Origin of the sequence: Paenibacillus eucommiae (assembly GCF_017874215.1) — a bacterium.
Taxonomy (GTDB): Bacteria; Bacillota; Bacilli; order Paenibacillales; family NBRC-103111; genus Paenibacillus_AI; species Paenibacillus_AI eucommiae.
Genome location: NZ_JAGGLB010000014.1, coordinates 88638 through 107955, shown reverse-complemented (window position 1 = coordinate 107955; position 19318 = coordinate 88638). Strand labels below are relative to the sequence as shown.

Annotated in this window: 23 protein-coding genes and 1 riboswitch; all 23 genes read right to left on the bottom strand. The window is 46.8% G+C overall.

From position 1 onward, the window contains the following. Positions 1 to 9: 9 nt before the first annotated feature. Positions 10 to 318, bottom strand: a complete 309-nt coding sequence (nuoK, locus tag J2Z66_RS20305) for an NADH-quinone oxidoreductase subunit NuoK (protein ID WP_209973747.1) — start codon at positions 316 to 318, stop codon at positions 10 to 12. 3 nt (positions 319 to 321) lie between these two features. Then, complete coding sequence (locus tag J2Z66_RS20300; RefSeq protein WP_209973745.1) at positions 322 to 849, bottom strand: NADH-quinone oxidoreductase subunit J; 528 nt, start codon at positions 847 to 849, stop codon at positions 322 to 324. Continuing rightward, complete coding sequence (gene nuoI, locus J2Z66_RS20295; protein WP_209973743.1) at positions 842 to 1294, bottom strand: NADH-quinone oxidoreductase subunit NuoI; 453 nt, start codon at positions 1292 to 1294, stop codon at positions 842 to 844. The genes J2Z66_RS20300 and nuoI overlap by 8 nt, the downstream gene beginning before the upstream one ends. Positions 1295 to 1314: 20 nt before the next feature. Continuing rightward, positions 1315 to 2322: an NADH-quinone oxidoreductase subunit NuoH gene (gene nuoH / locus J2Z66_RS20290; protein WP_281068867.1), complete on the bottom strand. Its 1008-nt coding sequence runs from the start codon at positions 2320 to 2322 to the stop codon at positions 1315 to 1317. Next, positions 2322 to 3422: an NADH-quinone oxidoreductase subunit D gene (locus J2Z66_RS20285; protein WP_209973741.1), complete on the bottom strand. Its 1101-nt coding sequence runs from the start codon at positions 3420 to 3422 to the stop codon at positions 2322 to 2324. The genes nuoH and J2Z66_RS20285 overlap by 1 nt, the downstream gene beginning before the upstream one ends. A 3-nt stretch (positions 3423 to 3425) precedes the next feature. Then, positions 3426 to 4850, bottom strand: a complete 1425-nt coding sequence (locus J2Z66_RS43485) for an NADH-quinone oxidoreductase subunit C (protein ID WP_209973740.1) — start codon at positions 4848 to 4850, stop codon at positions 3426 to 3428. After that, positions 4847 to 5365, bottom strand: coding sequence for a NuoB/complex I 20 kDa subunit family protein (locus J2Z66_RS20275; protein ID WP_209973738.1), 519 nt, complete (start codon positions 5363 to 5365; stop codon positions 4847 to 4849). Before J2Z66_RS20275 ends, J2Z66_RS43485 begins: the two co-directional genes overlap by 4 nt. Next, a complete protein-coding gene (locus J2Z66_RS20270; protein WP_209973737.1) occupies positions 5350 to 5715 on the bottom strand; it encodes an NADH-quinone oxidoreductase subunit A in 366 nt (121 codons plus the stop codon). The genes J2Z66_RS20275 and J2Z66_RS20270 overlap by 16 nt, the downstream gene beginning before the upstream one ends. A 797-nt stretch (positions 5716 to 6512) precedes the next feature. Continuing rightward, positions 6513 to 6920 carry a F0F1 ATP synthase subunit epsilon gene (locus J2Z66_RS20265; RefSeq protein WP_209973735.1) on the bottom strand — a complete coding sequence of 136 codons (408 nt, stop codon included), beginning with the start codon at positions 6918 to 6920 and terminating at the stop codon, positions 6513 to 6515. 53 nt (positions 6921 to 6973) lie between these two features. After that, positions 6974 to 8380, bottom strand: a complete 1407-nt coding sequence (gene atpD / locus J2Z66_RS20260; protein ID WP_209973733.1) for a F0F1 ATP synthase subunit beta — start codon at positions 8378 to 8380, stop codon at positions 6974 to 6976. A gap of 37 nt (positions 8381 to 8417) precedes the next feature. After that, positions 8418 to 9278 carry an ATP synthase F1 subunit gamma gene (gene atpG, locus J2Z66_RS20255; protein ID WP_281068866.1) on the bottom strand — a complete coding sequence of 287 codons (861 nt, stop codon included), beginning with the start codon at positions 9276 to 9278 and terminating at the stop codon, positions 8418 to 8420. A 255-nt stretch (positions 9279 to 9533) separates the two neighbouring features. Beyond that, complete coding sequence (gene atpA, locus J2Z66_RS20250) at positions 9534 to 11051, bottom strand: F0F1 ATP synthase subunit alpha (protein ID WP_209973732.1); 1518 nt, start codon at positions 11049 to 11051, stop codon at positions 9534 to 9536. 27 nt (positions 11052 to 11078) lie between these two features. After that, the gene (locus tag J2Z66_RS20245; protein WP_209973730.1) at positions 11079 to 11621 is read right to left on the bottom strand and encodes a F0F1 ATP synthase subunit delta; all 543 of its coding nucleotides are present in this window, start codon (positions 11619 to 11621) and stop codon (positions 11079 to 11081) included. Next, positions 11618 to 12103 (bottom strand): F0F1 ATP synthase subunit B, encoded by a 486-nt coding sequence (gene atpF / locus J2Z66_RS20240; protein ID WP_209973921.1) that lies wholly within the window; start codon positions 12101 to 12103, stop codon positions 11618 to 11620. The genes J2Z66_RS20245 and atpF overlap by 4 nt, the downstream gene beginning before the upstream one ends. Positions 12104 to 12198: 95 nt before the next feature. Next, entirely contained in the window at positions 12199 to 12414 is a 216-nt protein-coding gene (gene atpE, locus J2Z66_RS20235; RefSeq protein ID WP_209973728.1) for a F0F1 ATP synthase subunit C, read from the bottom strand. 107 nt (positions 12415 to 12521) lie between these two features. After that, entirely contained in the window at positions 12522 to 13295 is a 774-nt protein-coding gene (atpB, locus tag J2Z66_RS20230; RefSeq protein ID WP_209973726.1) for a F0F1 ATP synthase subunit A, read from the bottom strand. Positions 13296 to 13327: 32 nt separating this feature from the next. Further along, a complete protein-coding gene (locus tag J2Z66_RS20225; protein WP_209973724.1) occupies positions 13328 to 13690 on the bottom strand; it encodes an ATP synthase subunit I in 363 nt (120 codons plus the stop codon). After that, positions 13690 to 13926 carry an AtpZ/AtpI family protein gene (locus tag J2Z66_RS20220; RefSeq protein ID WP_209973723.1) on the bottom strand — a complete coding sequence of 79 codons (237 nt, stop codon included), beginning with the start codon at positions 13924 to 13926 and terminating at the stop codon, positions 13690 to 13692. Before J2Z66_RS20220 ends, J2Z66_RS20225 begins: the two co-directional genes overlap by 1 nt. 174 nt (positions 13927 to 14100) lie before the next feature. Continuing rightward, the gene (gene wecB, locus J2Z66_RS20215) at positions 14101 to 15243 is read right to left on the bottom strand and encodes a non-hydrolyzing UDP-N-acetylglucosamine 2-epimerase (RefSeq protein WP_209973721.1); all 1143 of its coding nucleotides are present in this window, start codon (positions 15241 to 15243) and stop codon (positions 14101 to 14103) included. A gap of 14 nt (positions 15244 to 15257) precedes the next feature. Next, a complete protein-coding gene (gene upp / locus J2Z66_RS20210) occupies positions 15258 to 15887 on the bottom strand; it encodes a uracil phosphoribosyltransferase (protein WP_209973719.1) in 630 nt (209 codons plus the stop codon). A 601-nt stretch (positions 15888 to 16488) separates the two neighbouring features. Next, complete coding sequence (glyA, locus tag J2Z66_RS20205) at positions 16489 to 17739, bottom strand: serine hydroxymethyltransferase (protein WP_209973717.1); 1251 nt, start codon at positions 17737 to 17739, stop codon at positions 16489 to 16491. Between the two features lie 72 nt (positions 17740 to 17811). Further along, positions 17812 to 18495, bottom strand: coding sequence for a TIGR01440 family protein (locus J2Z66_RS20200; protein ID WP_209973715.1), 684 nt, complete (start codon positions 18493 to 18495; stop codon positions 17812 to 17814). Between the two features lie 14 nt (positions 18496 to 18509). Next, complete coding sequence (rpiB, locus tag J2Z66_RS20195; protein ID WP_209973713.1) at positions 18510 to 18968, bottom strand: ribose 5-phosphate isomerase B; 459 nt, start codon at positions 18966 to 18968, stop codon at positions 18510 to 18512. A 152-nt stretch (positions 18969 to 19120) separates the two neighbouring features. Then, positions 19121 to 19201, bottom strand: a riboswitch (ZMP/ZTP riboswitch). Positions 19202 to 19318 lie beyond the last annotated feature (117 nt).

Genomic DNA, 19318 nt, shown 5'->3' with positions numbered 1-19318 from the left:
CTCAGCCTCCTAGCGCTTCATAGAATTCATTTCATTAACATCTGACGTCCCTTTATTACGGTACAGGGTAATCAGAATAGCAACCCCAACTGCAGCCTCCGCAGCTGCAATAGTAATGTTGAAGAGTGAGAAAATTTGTCCAGTCAGAGACGGATGATTCCCCATTTTGGAAAAAGCAATCAAGTTCAAATTAACCGCGTTGAGCATCAGCTCGATCGATAGCAGCACAATAACACCGTTCTTTTTCGTTAATGCTCCGTACAATCCTATACAAAAGAGAATCGCTGCAAGTGTCAAATAAGGAGTGATATCAGTCACAAGCTATTCCTCCTCTCTCTTGGCAATGACAATGGCACCGATAAAAGCTACAGTCAGCAGTACAGACATGATTTCGAATGGTATCACATATTCACTGTAAAGCAGCTTTCCTATTGCCATGGTATTATCCTCGGCAGCTTGGAATTCACCTTTGGTGAAGGTTGACTGCTGAATCGCATAAAAGAGAATACCAAACAATCCAAGCGCTCCAATAAACACAAGCGCGGTGTGCCACGGACGCTTCGGCTCATCCTCTTCGCCCTGGCGATGCTTCGTCATCATAATTCCAAATATCATCAGAATCGAAATCGCTCCGCCATAAATCAAGATTTGGACAAAACCTACGAATTCAGCATTCAGCATCACATACAAGCCTGCCAAGCTGATAAACGTTAGCGCCAGAGAGACGACCATATGAACCACTTTTAAAAAGCTGATCATAAATATGGCCCCGCCGATAGCCATCAGAGAAAAAACCAGGAACATCCAATTGGAGCCATTCGCCATAAAGTCGCTAAAGCCATTAAACATTCTTCTTAGCTCCCCCCTTAGGCATTGCGGAATTATTCTCTTTACGAATGTTCTGAGTGTTCTCGCTCAGCCATTGCATATTTTTGAACAAGTCATCCCGGCTGTATGCGCTAAGCTCGAAGTTGTTTGTCATCACAACCGCCTCGGTCGGGCAGACCTCTGTACAAAGATCGCATAAGATACAAATTTCAAAGTTAATATCATAGGTATCAATGACCTTCCCCCTTTTTTCGGGGTCCGGATTGGCTTTGCCTGTAAGAGTAATACACTCCGTAGGACAGACCTTGGCGCATAAATTGCAGACGATGCATTTCTCGGGGTCAAAATACTGAATGCCGCGGAAGCGGTCTGGCATCTTGATAGGGACATCAGGATATGCGTAGGTCACTTTTTTTTGGGTCATACTTTTGAGGGTTACGCCTAAGCCTTTAATTATGCCCTTCACTTTTCATCACCCCATGGTTTTTAAGATATGATCTTCATATACAAAGCTGTTATGAAAATATTAGCAATAGCCAGCGGCAGAAGCAGCTTCCAGCCAAGACCCATCAGTTGGTCGATACGCACGCGGGGCATGGTTGCCCGCAGCCAGAACATACAGAACACGATAAAAGAGAATTTCAGCAGAAACCAAATAATCTGCGGGATGAAATCCAGGAATGGAAACGGCGCGTGCCAGCCTCCCAGGAAAAGCACCGTTATTAGTGATGCAACGGCGAATACATACACATACTCAGCAAGCATGAAGAAAGCAAACCGGAAGCCGCTGTACTCCACATGATACCCGGCCACAAGCTCGGATTCAGCTTCAGGAAGGTCAAACGGTGTACGGTTTAGCTCCGCAACACCAGCAATGAGAAACACGACAAAGCCTACGATTTGCGGCAGGAAATGCCAATGCCAGAAGCCGCCTGCCTGATTCTCTACAATTATGCGAAGATTCAAACTGCCGCTAAGCATAATGACACCAATAACGGAAATAACCAACGGAATCTCGTAGCTGATCATTTGCGCAGCAGAACGCATTCCTCCAAGCAGTGCATATTTATTGTTCGAAGCCCAGCCTCCCAGGATAATCCCAATAGTCGATATGGTGGATAGCGCTACGTAATAAAGAAGTCCCACGTTGAGATTTGCATTAAACAGCTTATCCGTAAAAGGAATAACGGCGATGACCGTAAAGGCCGGAATAAAGGTAATGATTGGGGCCAGGATGAACAACTGCCGCTCTGCTTTACGCGGAATTGTATCCTCTTTAATTAACAGCTTGAACACATCGGCGACGCTTTGTAAAAGCCCTAAGGGTCCGGTTCGGTTCGGTCCGATACGCATCTGCATCCAGCCAATGACTTTTCGTTCAAAGTAGATGGCATAGGTCACAAAGCCCAAAATGATGAGCAGCATGACGATCCCCCAGAAAAGGAATATAGCGAAATTCGTCCAGCTTAAGCTCTCCTCCAAGAGAGTCATCATCAGCAATCAACCTCCCCGACAACAATATCAATGCCCCCGAGTATCGTGATGAGGTTAGTCATCGTTTGGCCCTCCAGAAGCTTAGGCAGAATCTGCAGATTTACAAAGGAAGGTCTGCGGAACTTGATACGGAAAGGCTCCTGCTTGCCGCGTGAAATAATGTAGCAGCCGATTTCGCCGCGAGGGGATTCAATACGTGAATACACTTCCCCTTCTGCCGGCCGGATGACTCTGGGCACCTTCCCCATGATTTCGCCTTCAGCAGGGAATTGCTCCACAGCCTGCTCCAGAATGCGCAGCGACTGACTCACTTCTTCCAGTCTTATCAAGTAACGGTCATAACAATCTCCGCCTTGGCGAACAGGAACATCAAACTCAAAACGGTTGTAAAGACTATAGGGCTGATCCTTGCGTAAATCCCAATTAACTCCGGTACATCTCAGATTCGCGCCGCTTAACCCATATGAAATCGCCGTCTCCGCGTCGTATTTACCAATGCCCTTGATACGTCCAAGAAAGATTTCGTTACCACTTACTAAATTGTTATATTCATCCAGCTTGCCGCGCATGTAAGGAATGAATTTTCTGACTTTATCGATCCAGCCTTCCGGCGCATCCCACTTCACTCCGCCGACCCTCATATAGTTATAGGTTAGGCGGGCTCCACAAAGCTCGTTGAAGAGATCAATAATAATCTCCCTATCCCGAAAAGCATACAAGAAAGGACTCATAGCTCCGATGTCCAACAAATAAGTTCCCCACCACACCATATGACTGGCAATGCGCTGCAGTTCCATGACGATTAGACGCATAAACTCTGCACGTTCCGGAATTTCCAGCTGCATCATCGTTTCAACGGCGTGAACAAGCACATAATTATTGGTCATGGCTGAGACATAATCCATACGATCTGTATAAGGAATGATCTGAGTGTACGAAAGATTCTCCGCCAGCTTCTCTGTTCCTCTATGCAGGTAACCCATTACCGGTATAGCTTCTCTGATGATTTCTCCATCAATCTTGACAATAATGCGGAACACCCCGTGCGTGCTTGGATGCTGGGGGCCAACGTTCAGCAGCATTTCTTCTGTTCGTAACAAAAGCTACACCTCCGGGTCCAGCGGTTCATAATCTTTGCGAAGCGGATGTCCGACCCAATCATCGGGCATCATAATTCTTCTTAAGTCGGGATGACCCGGAAATTCTATGCCAAAAAGATCATATACTTCCCGCTCATTCCAATTGGCTGTTGGCCAAACTGGAGTTATTGACGGGATTGAGGCTTGCTCACGATCCGTCTTTATTTTTACGCAGTAGTCTTTCTTTGTAGAAAGCGACAGCAAATGATAAACCACTTCCAGATGCGTTTCTTGATCGACACCGGATAAATTTCTTAAATAATTGCATTGCAATTCTTCATGATCTCTGAACAGCTTTGCCGTTTGCGGCCACAGCCCGTTCTTGATTACCACGCATGGCAAATGCCTATCCGTTTCATTAATAAAAGCTAGCTCAACCGCGTCCTCGCCTACGCCTTCCTTAATAAGCTGCACCAGCCTATCCAGCATCGGCTGATTTGGCGACGGCTCCTTCGGGCCGGCATCGGCGTCCGCCTCGGCCGCTTTTCCCGCGCGTGCGCTCGCCCGAGCCGCTCTCGCTTCAGCCGCTGCCTTCGCTTTGGCCTCCGGGTCTGCGTCACCAGCACCCTCACCACCCTCGGCTGCCGCCTCTCGTGCCGCGCGCGCCGCTGCACGTGCTGCTCTCGCTTCCTCCTTCGCCTTGGCTTCCGCTTCCGGATCGCCGCCGCCCTCGGCTGCTGCTGCGGCTCTCGCCGCACGCGCCACTGCTCTTGCTTCTCTCGCCTCCGCCGCTGCTTTCGCCTTCGCTTCGGCTTCCGCATCGCCAGTCCCTTCCGCTACCACGCCGCCAGCACCTTGCTGCTCCGCCGCCGGAGCATCGCCCTGATCCTTCGGCGCTCCGCCCGCGCCCTCGGCTGCTGCTGCGGCTCTCGCCGCACGCGCTACCGCTCTCGCTTCTCTCGCCTCGGCCGCTGCTTTCGCCTTCGCTTCGGCTTCCGCATCGCCAGTCCCTTCCGCTACCACGCCGCCAGCACCTTGCTGCTCCGCTGCCGGAGCACTGCCCTGATCCTTCGGCGGTCCACCTGCGCCCTCGGCTGCGGCAGCTCTCGCCGCACGTGCTACTGCTCTCGCTTCCCTCGCCTCAGCCGCTGCTTTCGCCTTCGCTTCGGCTTCGGCGTCCACACCGCCTTCTCCTTGCTGCTCCGCCGCCGGAGCATTGCCCTGCTCCTTCGGCGCGGCGCCCGCGCCCTCAGCTGGTGCAATCGCTTCCTCTTGAGCCGCTCGTCCAGCAGCTGCTGCAGGCGCTTCATCGCTTGAGCCCTGCTTAGAGGTGTCAGGCTCAGTGGCAGCTTTATCAGCCGCTACGCCCCCCTCGGCCTGGAGCTCCTTGGCTTGCTCCTTGTCATTTTCGGCAGCAGGCTGATGCTCAGGCTTTTTCTCATCGCTCATCGATTAGTCACCTGCTTCCCAGTCTTTGCTTCGTAACGAATTTTCTCCTGAAGCTTGTTGATTCCATAAATAAGCGCCGCCGGATTTGGCGGACAGCCAGGAATATAGACATCAACAGGCACGATCTGATCCACACCTTTAACAACAGAGTACGATTTCACATAAGGCCCGCCAGCTGTAGCACAAGATCCCATAGCGATTACCCATTTAGGCTCAGGCATTTGGTCATACAAGCGGCGCAATAAAGGAGCCATTTTCTTCGTAACCGTACCAGAAACAATCATCACATCCGATTGCCGCGGTGACGTGCGAAAAATGACTCCAAACCTGTCCAAATCATAATGTGAAGCTCCAGTACCCATCATCTCAATGGCACAACATGCCAAGCCGAACGTTAAAGGCCACAAGGAATTACTTCTGGCCCATGCCTTAATCTGTTCAAGCGTTCCCATAAAAACATTGCGATTAAGCTCTTCCCGTTCTTCCGGGGAAATTGAATTCAAATCGAAGTCCATTGCAGCACCTTCTTTTTCCAAGCATATAGTAAACCTACGGCTAGCAAGGCTACAAAAATAAACATTTCCACTAATGCAAACAAACCAAGCTGATTATACGCTACTGCCCATGGATAAAGAAAAACAGTCTCAACGTCAAAAATAACAAACATCAAAGCAAATAAATAATAGCGGATATTGAAGCGAACTTGTCCTTCACCGACAGGTATGTTACCACTCTCATACGTAGTATACTTCTCCTCTACCGGCTTGTTAGGCCTCAGCAGCCTTCCGACTGTCAGAGCGACAATAGGCAAAAGTATCCCCAATCCCAGGAAAATTGCAACGATGACATAATTATTCGTGTACATCCGTATGAAACCGCCTCCATCATATCCGATTTTCTAATAAAACTTATCAAATATTTTAATACGCATCTACATAATTATACCAAAAAGGGGTATGTCCGTCGATCCTTAATTCTAGCTTCGCTATCCATTACTTTTTCCAAATGTTAGTGAATTTATTCCTCAACTGTTTTTCATTAAGGATAAACGCTTTGCGGTGTCCTTTGAGGTGCGTGTTCGTGACTTGGGTGCGTCGCGGAGGGAATGGCTGTGGACTCCAGCCGCTGTTAAAGATTTGTTCCCTTGAATGGAAGGATGCAGAGGTGAGAACAAATCTTTAATGGCGGGTGCTAACGCTCTTCCACCCACAGCCGTTCCCTCTTCTCAGCTTTACATGCTTCTTTTAACGATGAAAATCATCATTAACTTGACGGATGGCCCAGGAATTCTTATTTTAACGATGAAAAACATCGTTAAGTGGAGTAGCGGAGGGCGGGCTGCTACTAAGATGCTACTAACGCTCATCCTCCCCATGTCCCTTCCCTCTCAGCTTCAAGGTATCGAACCTGCCACCCCACAAACGAACTGACAACAAGAGATTGCTCTCCTGAGGGAAAGGGATAGTGGACAAATGGAAAAACTACACTTCCTGTCTGCTTCCTTCGGAGAGGAATTGTAATATTAGTCACTTTATCACTGTAAAGCTGTACCATGTAAATGTACAATATTCATTCCAGGCATCCTTCAACCATACACTTTTCAGTAATTTCAAAAAAAAAAGAATCAGCTAAGAGAAACTCTTCAGCTGATTCTTTGGTTTATTAGCCTTTCTTACCGTACACTTCGATACGACTAAGCGCTCTTTGCAGCGCGTGCTCGGCGCGGATCAAATCAATTTGATCCTTTTTACCGGACACACGGCCTTGAGCCCGCTCTTTGGCCGATTTGGCACGTTCAATATCAATATCTCCGGGCAATTCTGCACTTTCCGCTAAAATTACCACTTTATCCTTGCGCACTTCCATGAATCCACCGTTAACAGCGATAAAATCGGTCTTGCCGTCTTCACGCTTTACGGTCAAAGGTGCAATTCGAAGTGGAGTGACTAGCGGAATGTGATTCGGGAGAATACCGAGCTCTCCTTCAGAACCTTTGGCGATGATCATACGAACATTCTGGGCGTACACTTTGCGTTCCGGAGTTACGATTTCCAAAAGGAAAGTACTCACGTTCCATTCCCCCTATGCGTTCGCTTAGGTCTAGCTAGTTCGACGACCTTGAATTAAAGCTTTTTCGCTTGCTCAACCGCTTCTTCAATCGTACCAACATAACGGAATGCCCCTTCAGGCAGATCATCATGTTTGCCTTCAAGAATTTCCTTGAAGCTGCGTACAGTTTCTTTAACTGGTACGTATCTTCCCTTGATTCCTGTAAATGGCTCAGCCACGTGGAAAGGTTGGGACAAGAAAACTTGAATTTTTCTGGCGCGTTGAACAGTCACTTTATCTTCATCAGACAGCTCATCCATACCCAAAATCGCAATAATATCTTGAAGCTCTTTATAGCGCTGAAGAATTCTCTTAACGCCTTGAGCTACATCATAATGTTCTTGTCCTACAACTGCAGGAGTCAGAATTCTCGAGCTGGAAGCTAGCGGATCTACCGCTGGGAAAATCCCCATTTCGGAAATCTTACGCTCCAGGTTCGTAGTTGCATCCAAATGCGCAAACGCTGTAGCAGGAGCCGGATCGGTATAGTCATCCGCAGGAACATAAATAGCCTGAATAGACGTTACTGAACCTTTGTTAGTGGAAGTAATACGCTCTTGCAGTTGACCCATCTCAGTTGCCAGCGTTGGCTGGTAACCTACGGCAGATGGCATACGTCCAAGAAGCGCTGAAACCTCGGAGCCAGCTTGTGTAAAACGGAAGATGTTATCGACGAACAGAAGCACGTCTTTACCTTCTTCATCACGGAAATACTCAGCCATCGTCAGCCCTGACAAGGCAACACGCAGACGCGCACCTGGAGGCTCATTCATTTGACCGAATACCATCGCTGTTTTACCCAAAACGCCGGAATCCTTCATTTCGTGGTACAAGTCATTACCTTCACGAGTTCTCTCACCAACACCCGCGAATACGGAAATACCACCATGCTCTTGTGCAATGTTATTGATTAACTCTTGAATCGTAACTGTTTTACCTACACCCGCACCACCGAAAAGACCAATCTTACCACCTTTAACGTATGGAGCAAGCAAGTCAATAACCTTAATACCGGTTTCCAGCATTTCCGATTGGGTAGTCAGTTCGTCAAACCCTGGAGCAGCACGGTGGATCGGCTTAGTTAGGCTGCGGTCCACTTCTCCATTGTTGTCGATAGCTTCTCCCAATACATTAAATACCCGTCCTAAAGTAACAGCGCCAACAGGGACGCTAATAGGCACACCTAAATCTATAGCCTCTACACCACGTACCAGACCGTCTGTAGTGGACATAGCTACGCAGCGAACCAAGTTATCGCCTAGATGAACGGCAACTTCAACCGTTAGGCTGATATCTTTTCCCGCTGTGGAGTCGGCTTTTTTTTCAATTCTGATTGCATTCAGAATGTTAGGCAGTTGTCCACGCTCGAACTCAATGTCAACAACCGGACCTGTAACGGACACGATGCGTCCTTTGTTCATGGTTTTCCCTCCTCGTTAAGCATTTATATCCATCCGATTATCCTTGAGCGTTCGCTCCAGCAACAATCTCGGAAATTTCTTGAGTGATCGCGGCTTGACGCGCACGGTTGTAAACCAAAGTCAGGGAAGAGATCATCTTCGTAGCATTCTTCGTCGCGCTTCCCATTGCAGTCATGCGCGCTCCGAACTCGCTGGCTTTACTTTCCAGAACCGCACTATAAATCAGCGTTTCAGCATAACGGGGCAAAAGCTCTTCCAATACCCCTTCTGCAGAGGGCTCATACTCATAGCTAGTTACTGCGCCTGTGCTGGCAACTTCCTCCAGAGGAAGCAGTCTCTTTTCTACCGGAACTTGAGAAATTGCGTTAATAAACTCGTTATACACGAGGTACAATTCATCGTAAACTCCCGTTTCAAAGTTTTTCACAGCAGAAGCAGCAATGGTTTTAATTTGGGCAAATTTAGGAGAGTCAGAAAGGTCTGTCACTGCCTCCAAAGGTTGAATGCCCATTTTGCGGAAGAAATCTCTTCCTTTACGACCAATTACAAATACGGAATACTCATCCTTGGATTTATGCTTACTCTTGATGGTATTCATTACTTTACGAAGCACGTTCGCGTTGTATCCTCCGGCAAGACCATTATCTGAAGTAATTACCAGGTATCCTGTCTTTTTAATCGGCCTTGTTTCCAGCATAGGATGCTTAATGCCTTTACTGCCAACAGCGATACTTGAAATAACTTCCTTCATTTTATCCGCGTAGGGACGTGAAGATTGTGCACTTTCCTGAGCTCTTCTGAGCTTGGAGGCCGCAACCATCTCCATCGCTTTCGTAATCTGCTTCATGTTCTGAGTACTTTTGATTTGGCGCTTAATTTCGCGCATACTTTTGGCCAACTGTTTCACCACCTTAGAGCTTTTCATTCATGAAAAGCTAACTTCGAAAGCACAAGCGCTAAGCCTGGCATCAAGGGTAAACGGCTGCGCCGTCCTACTCGGACGAGCACGTTTGCCTAGAAATATCAGAGCAGCGTAAGAAATTGTAAACTTTCTGATATTTGAACAAGGCTTGTTACAGAATCCTAATTGCCAAAGCAAGCTCCTTGTTGGGCAGTCCCCTCGTGAAAATTGCCTTGGCAGGATCATCTATTCTTATACCGCAGAACCGGCAAAGCCTTTTTTGAATTTGTTAATTGCATCTGTTAAAGCCTTTTCGTTGTCGCTAGTAAGATCCTTAGTATCTCTGATGTTAGCCAAAACCGCTTCTTGAGTGGTATCCATAAAGGACAGGAATTCCTTCTCAAAACGGATAATGTCCTCAACAGCTACATCATCCAAAAAGCCTTTAACCGCACAGTAAATACTTACGACTTGTTTCTCGACAGAAAGAGGTTCGTTCACGCCTTGCTTAAGGATTTCAAGCGTACGACGTCCACGATTCAAACGAGCTTGTGTAGATTTATCCAGGTCAGAACCAAATTGCGCAAATGCTGCAAGCTCACGATATTGGGCAAGCTCCAGACGGAGTGTTCCCGCTACCTTTTTCATCGCTTTAATTTGCGCCGCGCCCCCTACCCGGGATACGGAAATACCTACGTTAACCGCAGGACGTTGTCCGGAATAGAATAGGTCGGATTCCAAGAAGATTTGACCATCGGTAATGGAAATTACGTTGGTAGGAATATATGCGGATACGTCGCCTGCTTGAGTCTCGATGAAAGGAAGAGCTGTTAAAGATCCGCCTCCCAATGATTCATTAAGCTTAGCCGCACGCTCCAGTAAACGGGAATGCAAGTAGAATACGTCACCCGGATAAGCTTCACGACCCGGTGGACGACGAAGCAGCAAGGAAAGCTCACGGTATGCGGATGCTTGCTTGGTCAAGTCATCGTAGATGACAAGAACGTGCTCGCCTTTATACATGAAGTATTCACCCATTGCGCAGCCTGCATACGGAGCCAGGAAGAGCAAAGGAGCAGGCTCGGAGGCACTCGCTGTAACAACGATCGTATACTCCAATGCGCCATTACGGCGAAGTGTTTCTACTACCCCTGCAACTGTGGATTGTTTTTGTCCAATTGCCACGTAAATACATTTCACGCCATTACCCTTTTGGTTAATGATCGTGTCAATCGCAATCGCTGTTTTACCAGTTTGACGGTCACCAATAATCAACTCACGTTGTCCGCGACCGATCGGGATCATGGCATCGATAGCCTTGATTCCTGTTTGCATAGGCTCATGAACGGATTTACGCGCCATAACGCCTGGTGCTGGAGATTCAACGGGACGGAAGCTGGTCGTATTGATTGGACCTTTGCCATCCAAAGGAATACCTAACGGGTTCACAACGCGTCCAAGCAGTTCCTCACCAACGGGAACCTCCATGATGCGTCCTGTCCGTTTCACTTGGTCGCCTTCCACGATGTCCGTATAAGGTCCCATGATAACGATACCGACGTTGTTTTCTTCGAGGTTAAGAGCCATACCTACAACGCCATTGGAGAATTCAAGCAGCTCTCCGGACATTACATTTTCTAAACCATGTGCACGAGCGATCCCGTCCCCTACTTGAATGACGGTACCTACATCCACCACTTGCATATCGGACTTATAATTCTCAATTTGCTGTTTAATCAGCGTACTGATTTCTTCAGGTCTGATACTCAACGAACCTCACCCCTATTCTTACAGTGCTTAAGCATTTGATAAAAACTTTTCAAACCGATCGAGCTTCCCAAGCAAGCTTCCATCATAAAGACGGTCGCCGATGCGAACCTGCATGCCGCCAATTAGAGCTGGATCTACAACATTCTCAACTCGAATGGTTTTACCGGTAACTTTGCTAAATTGAGCTGCGGCTGTCTGCTGAGAGCTTTCACTCAGAGCAAAAGGTGTTTTCACGATCGCTGTAGCCCGTCCGAGCGCATCATTGACGATGCGAATATAATCGATTAACAGCTGAGGAAGCAAGGCTTCTCTTCCACGTGAAAACAAAAGCTGCAGTGTGTTGAAGAGAACATCAGAAACATTGCCTTCAAACAACTTTTTCAGAAGATCGATTTTAGCCGATGTAGTAATGTTCGGATGATTCAGAAGCTTGCCAAGATCGGCATTCTCTTCAATCACTTTGACAATACTGCGCAGCTCCTCTTCGATTTCTGTGACAAGGGATTTCTCTCTTGCCACCTCAAAAAGAGCTTTCGCATATCTTTTCGCTACAACGATGTCTGCGCTCATTGTTTGCCCCCTACCTCTTTCAGGTAGTGCTCAACCAATTGTTCCTGCGACTTCTCATCGATTTGCTTTTCAATAATTTTGGAAGCAATCATTACGGACATTGCGCTAACTTGACTGCGCAGAGCCGAAATTGCTTTATTTTTCTCATTTTCGATATCTTTAACGGCTTCGTTTTTCAGACGATGAGCTTCGGTCTTAGCTTGCCCGATAATTTCATCTCCCTGCTTGCTGCTAATGCTGCGAGCCTGTTCGATGATTTCGTGAGCTTCTTTGCGCACATCCTGCATAGCTTGCTTTTGTTCAGCAAGTAATTGCTCTGATTGCAAACGGTTTTGCTCCGTTGTTTGGATCTGTTCCGTAATCAAACGCTTGCGCTCTTCCATGATCCCAAACAGCGGACCAAATGCGAATTTGCGCAACAGTAGAAATAAAGCCACAAATGCGACGATCGCAAATACAAACGACTCCCAGTGCCAACCCATTGCTTCCACTATCCATGTCACTCCTTTCAGTCATCTCAAGCAAAACGAAGGCGTGGATGGCTAGGCCTTCCGCGCCAAACCTGCTCTTCGGAGTATTAAGCTCCGAAGAAGATCAAAAATCCGAGTACAACACCGATGATTGGAACAACCTCTACGATACCAACCCCGATAAACATAGTAGTTTGCAATGTTCCGCGAAGCTCGGGTTGACGAGCAATACCTTCAACTGTTTTACTAACGATCAGACCGTTACCGATACCTGCGCCAAGTGCGCCTAAACCAATTGCTAAAGCTGCTGCTAAATAATCCATTTGTAAAATCCTCCTCAAAAATGTTGTTAGATTTGTATTCTATATAATCTTAGCCTTTATTGCCCGCGTGTTTCAGCGATCATCCACAAGGGTAAGTTCATAAGATGTTAATGATCCTCTTCATGTACAGTTGCTTCTGAAATGTACACCATTGTGAGAATCGTGAACAAGAACGCCTGAATGGCTGCTACGAAAATACTGAAGCCCTGCCATGCAAGTAGAAGCGGCGTACCAAACACGCCAGCCATCAATATCGTTGCGATCAGTACCTCTCCTGCAAAAATATTCGCGTAGAGACGTAAACCGAGCGTAAGTGGCTTGGAAACTACCTTAATCAAATTAAGCGGCAAGAAAAACCAGAACGGTTCCAAGTAATGTTTTAAATAATGCTTTCTATTTTGTTTAAGTCCTAAGAAATGGATCAGGAAGAAAACAACAATAGCTAGTCCAAAGGTAACGGATATATCGGCCGTAGGAGATTTCCACCAAGCAATCTCCGCACCATGATCTCCGTGTGCGTTATTAATCGTCTCCTGGGAAATAATCGTATACCCAAACCACTCAACAGGCTGCTCATGGGTAGTAACAATACCGAAAGGAAGACCTAACAGATTCGCAACAAAGATGAACATCATGATCGTCATACCAAGTGAAATATAGTTTTTCGCCTTACTTAAAGGCATGGTGCTGGCAATGATTCCGTGTACAAAATCAATAACCCATTCCATAAAATTTTGCATCTTAGACGGGTTTGTAACGGACAAATTTCTGACGGATAGACGAGCCAGTATCAAAACGATTATGCTGGAAACAATGATTCCCAGAAAAGTGGATACGTCTATATTCAGTCCACCAATTTCTAGCACTGGAAACTCATGCATTTAACATTTCCCCCCTTTCCATGCATTGCGGATTAATCTTTATTGCTAATAAACATTCCCCTAAGGAGTGTTGCCACTTGGACGAAAAACAATCCAATGATGGTAAAAACAAGGTTGAAATCTGGTATTTTCACAGCAATCATCACTGCAATAATAGCCATACATACCCTGGAGATAAAGCCAAGATTGATACGCTTATCGGATCCTTCCGCCGCATTGCGTGCGAGCGCTTCGATCTTCATGAAGAGAAACCAGGCATTAATAAAACTAATGACGACTCCAAGCACGAGACCAGCAGCATAAGTCCGATAGGACGGGAAAATGATCCAAACAAGCAAAGAAACAGACACAACGAGTAACGTGATTCGAACCATGGGCTTCAACTGGGTATTCATTATTCCTGTTTATCCTCCAGAAACTTTTTGAGTACCAGTACAACCGTGGCGATACCGATTGCAAAACCAAACAGTACCCCTCCAACAGTCCAAGACTTCACGTCGCCAAACTGTTTACCTGCGAAGTTGCCCAGCCAATAACCGACAAATGTGCAGACGATAATATCGAAACCTAAGGCACTTACTAGAAAAGCGGCACGCCAAGGTGACTGATTGTACGGATCTTTCTGATTCATTGGCTGATCCCCTAACAATCCTCATTTATTTTATCGAAATAAACCTTCATTTGTCAATTGAGATAAAATTCAAAGTTTCCTATTAAATCTCACGAAAATCCGCTTCCGACAGGGCTTTCCGCCGTTTCAAACCAAACAGTGAAACTGTATGCTGTTGCGTTTGTCATGATTTTGTCACGGATGGAACGTTTGCGGACGGTCTTTGCTGTATCCGAAGTGCTGTAGAATGGCCTGAGCGATGCGCTCGGACGCTTTTCCATCCCCGTAAGGATTGGCAGCTTGACTCATCCGGCTATATAATTCTGGATCCGTCAGGAGCTCTTTTGTACGCTCATATACCTTCTCGCCGCTAGTCCCGACAAGCTCCAGGGTGCCCGCATCAATGCCTTCCGGACGCTCTGTGTTATCCCTCATTACTAGAACTGGAACCCCAAACGATGGCGCTTCTTCTTGAAGACCGCCGGAATCAGTGAGGATCATATAGGCATGGGGATAAAAGTTATGAAATTCAAATACATCCAGAGGCTCGACCAATTTTATTCGCGGATGATTGCCTAGCATTTCAAAAGCTGGTTCCTTGACAGCCGGGCTGGGATGCACTGGATAAACAATAGCAACATCATCAAACTCTTCAGCGATCTTAAGCACAGCCTGAAAAATTTGCCGATGCGGCTCCCCTTGCGCTTCCCTGCGGTGAGCGGTCATCAGGATAAGCCTCTTGCCTTTGGCCCAATCTAACAGGGGATGTTTGTAATCCTGCTGCACCGTATATTGGAAAACGTCAGTAACGGTGTTTCCTGTCACATAAATACTTGTTTCTGATTTATTTTCTTTCCGTAAATTGCCGGCAGACCACTCCGTAGGAGCAAAATGCAGATCAGCAAGCACTCCCGTCAATTGACGGTTCATCTCTTCAGGGAAAGGCGACTGCTTATTCCAGGTCCGGAGTCCGGCTTCCACATGGCCAACCTTAATTTGCTGCATAAACGCAGCATAGCTGGCTAGAAAGGTCGTCAGTGTATCTCCGTGGACAAGAATCAGATCGGGCTTCGCTTCCCGGAAAACAGGCTCGAGCCCTTGCAGCACACGTATCGTAACCTCATTCAAGGTTTGACGGTCCTTCATAACATTCAGATCGAAATCCGGCTTAATTTTAAAAATATCAAGAACTTGATCCAGCATTTGCCGATGCTGCGCGGTCACGCAAACAAGTGATTCGATATGCTCAGGATGCTTTTGCAGCTCAAGGATGAGCGGTGCCATCTTGATCGCTTCAGGTCTGGTACCGAATATGGTAATGATTTTAAGTCGTTTCATCCACTTCTCCCTCTCTATTTGGTGCCAAATAACCGGTCTCCAGCATCACCAAGACCAGGTACAATGTAGCCATGATCATTCAAGAAATCATCAATAGCCGCTACATAAATATCAATCTCCGGATGCGCATTCTGAACAGCCTTGATGCCCTCCGGGGCTGCTATCAGACACATCAGCTTCATTGAACTGCAGCCTCTGCGCTTCAACAGCTCAATGGCTGCATTGGCCGAACCGCCCGTAGCGAGCATTGGATCTATAACAATCAGTTCCCGCTCCTGGACGTCTGTTGGCAGCTTTACGTAGTACTCCACTGGCTGAAGGGTTTCTGGATCGCGATAAAGGCCGATATGCCCCACCTTAGCCGCGGGTACAAGCTTTAGAATACCATCAACCATGCCCAGACCAGCCCGTAAAATAGGAATGAGTCCAAGCATCCTGCCCGAAATCATACGGCAATTGGCCGTCGTAACAGGTGTCGTTACCTGGGCATCTGTAAGCGGTATATCCCTTGTTATTTCATAAGCCATTAAAGTAGCAACTTCATCTACCAGCTCGCGAAAATCCTTTGTAATAGTTTTCTCGTCTCTGATGTAAGCCAGCTTGTGCTGAATGAGAGGATGATCACAAATGAAAACTTTCCCCATACTCGCCCCCCTGGAATCTAAATAAATTTGGATATTACACAAACCCAATTTATTATAGCATATGTTATTTCACATATCTCCTAATTGAGAAAAACGCCTTGCGGGACTGTTGACAAAAGCCAATTTTACGAAAAATGACTTTTAGATACCCAGTGTTTATGCGGGTTCTCAAACGTCTATTTCGTCAAAAAGGTAATTTGTCAACAGTCCCTTGCCGCGTCCTTTGAGGTACGTGTTCGAGACCTCGGTGCAGGGTGGAGTGAATGGATGTGGGCTCCAGCCGCTGTTAAAGATTTGTTCCCTTGAATAGTATCGATGAGGAGGTAAGAACAAATCTTTAAAGGCGGACGCTACCGCTCTTCCGCCCACACCCATTAACTCTCATTAGCTACAATCGCACACCAAGCTCAAACTGATAGCTACCTGGCGTCTTGTTCTGAGCGAAAGGGATAGTGAACATAAAACGACAATAGGTTCTCCTGTTCCAAATAAACTATAGCCCTAACGCTTTACCGCTGCAAAGCGCTTGAACTTTTCTTAATTGTCAAAGAAAAGCCGACTCCAAAGAGCCGGCTTTTTGACAAAATTTTATCATGAAAAATTAGTAGGACAGGCCTGGGTAAAGCGGGAATCCTGCAGTTAAATCTTTAACCATACCGCGTGCTTTATCAAGGCTGGCTTCATCCGAAGGATTTTTAAGAGTAAGAGCAATAATTTGTGCGATGGTCTTCATCGCTGCTTCATCCATACCTCTAGCCGAAGATGCAGGCGTACCAAGGCGGATACCGCTGGTTACAAATGGGCTTGTTGGGTCATAAGGAATTGCATTCTTATTCACAGTGATGCCAACTTCATCAAGCAAATGCTCAGCATCTCTGCCGCTAATGTTCAGGTTGCGAAGATCAACCAGCATCAAGTGGTTGTCTGTCCCACCGGAAACGAGGTTAATACCTTCAGCCTGCAGCGCTTCTGCCAATGCTTTTGCATTATCAATAACTTTTTGAGCATATACTTTAAAATCAGGTTGAAGCGCTTCGCCAAAAGCAACTGCTTTTGCTGCAATAATGTGCATCAAAGGACCACCTTGAATACCTGGAAATACAGCTTTATCAATGGCTGCAGCCCATGGCTTACGGCAAAGGATCAGACCGCCGCGAGGACCGCGAAGTGTCTTGTGTGTGGTAGTCGTTACGAAATGTGCATGAGGCACAGGGCTCGGATGCAGACCAGCCGCTACCAGACCAGCAATATGCGCCATATCTACCATGAAAAGAGCGCCCACGTCGTTAGCAATTTGAGCCAAAGCTTCAAAATCAATAATGCGCGAGTAAGCACTAGCGCCAGCTACGATCAAGCGAGGCTTATTTTTAAAAGCAATCTTACGTACTTCGTCGTAGTCAATCCGGGCATCCTGCTCTCTTACGCCATAAGCCACGAAGTTATATAAAATACCGGAAGCACTCACCGGACTACCGTGGGTCAAATGGCCACCGTGTGCCAGATTCATCCCAAGGATCGTATCTCCAGGATTCACTGCTGCCAGATAAACAGCCATATTGGCTTGTGCGCCTGAGTGAGGCTGTACATTCGCGTGCTCAGCACCGAAAAGCTCCTTAGCACGGTCGCGTGCAATGGTCTCAACGATGTCTACATGCTCGCAGCCGCCATAGTATCTTTTGCCTGGATAACCTTCTGCATATTTGTTAGTCAATACAGTTCCCATAGCTTCAAGCACAGCTTGGCTTACAAAATTCTCGGAAGCGATAAGTTCAATTTTGTCACGTTGGCGGCCAATCTCCAAATTCATTGCTTCTACAATAGCAGGGTCTTGTTTACTTAAAAATTCAGTCATTTTTAATTCCTCCTAGGTCTCAATAACATATTGGGTAATGCATGTGTACAACTTTGCAGCAAAAAACTATATCTATTTACAGTTATCCGTCTCAGATACGATAGCAGCCATCTGGTTTTCAGATGCTTCAAGAGATTTACCAGCGCGAACAGGTTGCTTCGCAGCCTGGCTTATAGACTTACTTATAGCCTCATCTGCCGCTTGCTCTGTGTAAACCGCTCTAGGACCACCAATAAGCTTCGGTCGTGTAAAAGCCATCGTAACATGTGCCTCGCCCACAAAACGTATCGGCGGTCTGACAGGTATAGCAACACGCCGAAGATGCATGCCAATTAGCGTATCTCCTATATCGATTCCTGCATTGGCCTGGATCGACTCAACTAACACAGGCTGCTTAAAGTGTCTATACGCATAAGAGGCCATCGAGCCTCCAGCTCCAGGCACTGGAATCGCTGAGACTGGTTCAAGCCTGTGTAGAGCAAGAAGCTCCTCCTCCACAACAAGCGCGCGATTCAAATGCTCACAGCATTGAAACGCCAGATACAAACCAAATTCAGCCGCTATCCGATCCGCGGCCCAGTAAATAGGCTCAGCCGCATTCAATGTGCCAGAGGTTCCAATACGATATCCAAGCACCTCACTGGTGCTCGTGCCAATTACAAGCAATTGCCCGGCCTTAAGCCCACCTATACGTACCAATTCCCGTAGATTTATCTCTACAGCCTGACCAATTTCACTGAGCTGCGAATCTGACATCGGATCACTTCTCCTTAAGGGTGCAGTGTGTAACGATCTTCAAGATCCTTGACCTTATTTACCCGGTTCTGGTGACGAACACCTTGCGAAAACTCAGTTTCAATCCAAATTTTCACAATCTCCTGAGCTACTCCAGGACCAATAACCCGCTCTCCCATCGCAAGCACATTTGAATCGTTGTGCTCTCTGGTCGCTTTGGCAGAAAACAAATCATGAACCAAGGCGCAGCGAATTCCAGGAACCTTATTTGCAGCAATCGTCATACCAATGCCAGTGCCACAAATCAGAATGCCTTTGTCCGCTTCACCTGAAAGTACTTTCTCACAAACGGAAAGCGCATAATCGGGATAGTCTACAGAGTCCTCACAATTACAGCCCAAATCCGTAACTTCATGACCCAGAGCTTCGATATAAGGAATAATTACATCCTTTAGTCGATATCCAGCATGATCTGCACCTATAGCAATTTTCATAGCCTACACTCCTCGCTTTTTTGCAATGTCAGCAGCCTGCTTCCATATATGAATACATAGGACAAGCTCAGCGCAGCACCACACATATTTCATATTATAGCTCATGGCTTACCGAAAAACGAAAAAAGAGCGGGACACACGGATGTGTGGTGCTCTTTTGCCCAGGCGACCGGCCGTATAGCTCGATGCTCCATTGTGGTTGTACCCACTCGTCGCCAGTTACATCGAGTCTTGATCATTAGCTCTATAATATCGCATTCGGCTTCTTCTGTAAAGATCACTTATTTCCTCTTTCACAACATCTGGTTTCTTAATGTATGGCCACTATCCCTTTTGCTCAGAATTACATC

What these genes read in the sequence shown, in the direction of transcription:
- J2Z66_RS20300 (WP_209973745.1), bottom strand. Translation starts at nt 849, where the DNA reads ATGTTTAATGGCTTTAGCGACTTTATGGCGAATGGCTCCAATTGGATG.
- nuoH (WP_281068867.1), bottom strand. Translation starts at nt 2,322, where the DNA reads ATGATGACTCTCTTGGAGGAGAGCTTAAGCTGGACGAATTTCGCTATA.
- J2Z66_RS43485 (WP_209973740.1), bottom strand. Translation starts at nt 4,850, where the DNA reads ATGAGCGATGAGAAAAAGCCTGAGCATCAGCCTGCTGCCGAAAATGAC.
- J2Z66_RS20275 (WP_209973738.1), bottom strand. Translation starts at nt 5,365, where the DNA reads ATGGACTTCGATTTGAATTCAATTTCCCCGGAAGAACGGGAAGAGCTT.
- J2Z66_RS20270 (WP_209973737.1), bottom strand. Translation starts at nt 5,715, where the DNA reads ATGTACACGAATAATTATGTCATCGTTGCAATTTTCCTGGGATTGGGG.
- atpD (WP_209973733.1), bottom strand. Translation starts at nt 8,380, where the DNA reads ATGAACAAAGGACGCATCGTGTCCGTTACAGGTCCGGTTGTTGACATT.
- J2Z66_RS20245 (WP_209973730.1), bottom strand. Translation starts at nt 11,621, where the DNA reads ATGAGCGCAGACATCGTTGTAGCGAAAAGATATGCGAAAGCTCTTTTT.
- atpF (WP_209973921.1), bottom strand. Translation starts at nt 12,103, where the DNA reads ATGGGTTGGCACTGGGAGTCGTTTGTATTTGCGATCGTCGCATTTGTG.
- atpE (WP_209973728.1), bottom strand. Translation starts at nt 12,414, where the DNA reads ATGGATTATTTAGCAGCAGCTTTAGCAATTGGTTTAGGCGCACTTGGC.
- atpB (WP_209973726.1), bottom strand. Translation starts at nt 13,295, where the DNA reads ATGCATGAGTTTCCAGTGCTAGAAATTGGTGGACTGAATATAGACGTA.
- J2Z66_RS20225 (WP_209973724.1), bottom strand. Translation starts at nt 13,690, where the DNA reads ATGAATACCCAGTTGAAGCCCATGGTTCGAATCACGTTACTCGTTGTG.
- J2Z66_RS20220 (WP_209973723.1), bottom strand. Translation starts at nt 13,926, where the DNA reads ATGAATCAGAAAGATCCGTACAATCAGTCACCTTGGCGTGCCGCTTTT.
- wecB (WP_209973721.1), bottom strand. Translation starts at nt 15,243, where the DNA reads ATGAAACGACTTAAAATCATTACCATATTCGGTACCAGACCTGAAGCG.
- upp (WP_209973719.1), bottom strand. Translation starts at nt 15,887, where the DNA reads ATGGGGAAAGTTTTCATTTGTGATCATCCTCTCATTCAGCACAAGCTG.
- glyA (WP_209973717.1), bottom strand. Translation starts at nt 17,739, where the DNA reads ATGACTGAATTTTTAAGTAAACAAGACCCTGCTATTGTAGAAGCAATG.
- J2Z66_RS20200 (WP_209973715.1), bottom strand. Translation starts at nt 18,495, where the DNA reads ATGTCAGATTCGCAGCTCAGTGAAATTGGTCAGGCTGTAGAGATAAAT.
- rpiB (WP_209973713.1), bottom strand. Translation starts at nt 18,968, where the DNA reads ATGAAAATTGCTATAGGTGCAGATCATGCTGGATATCGACTAAAGGAT.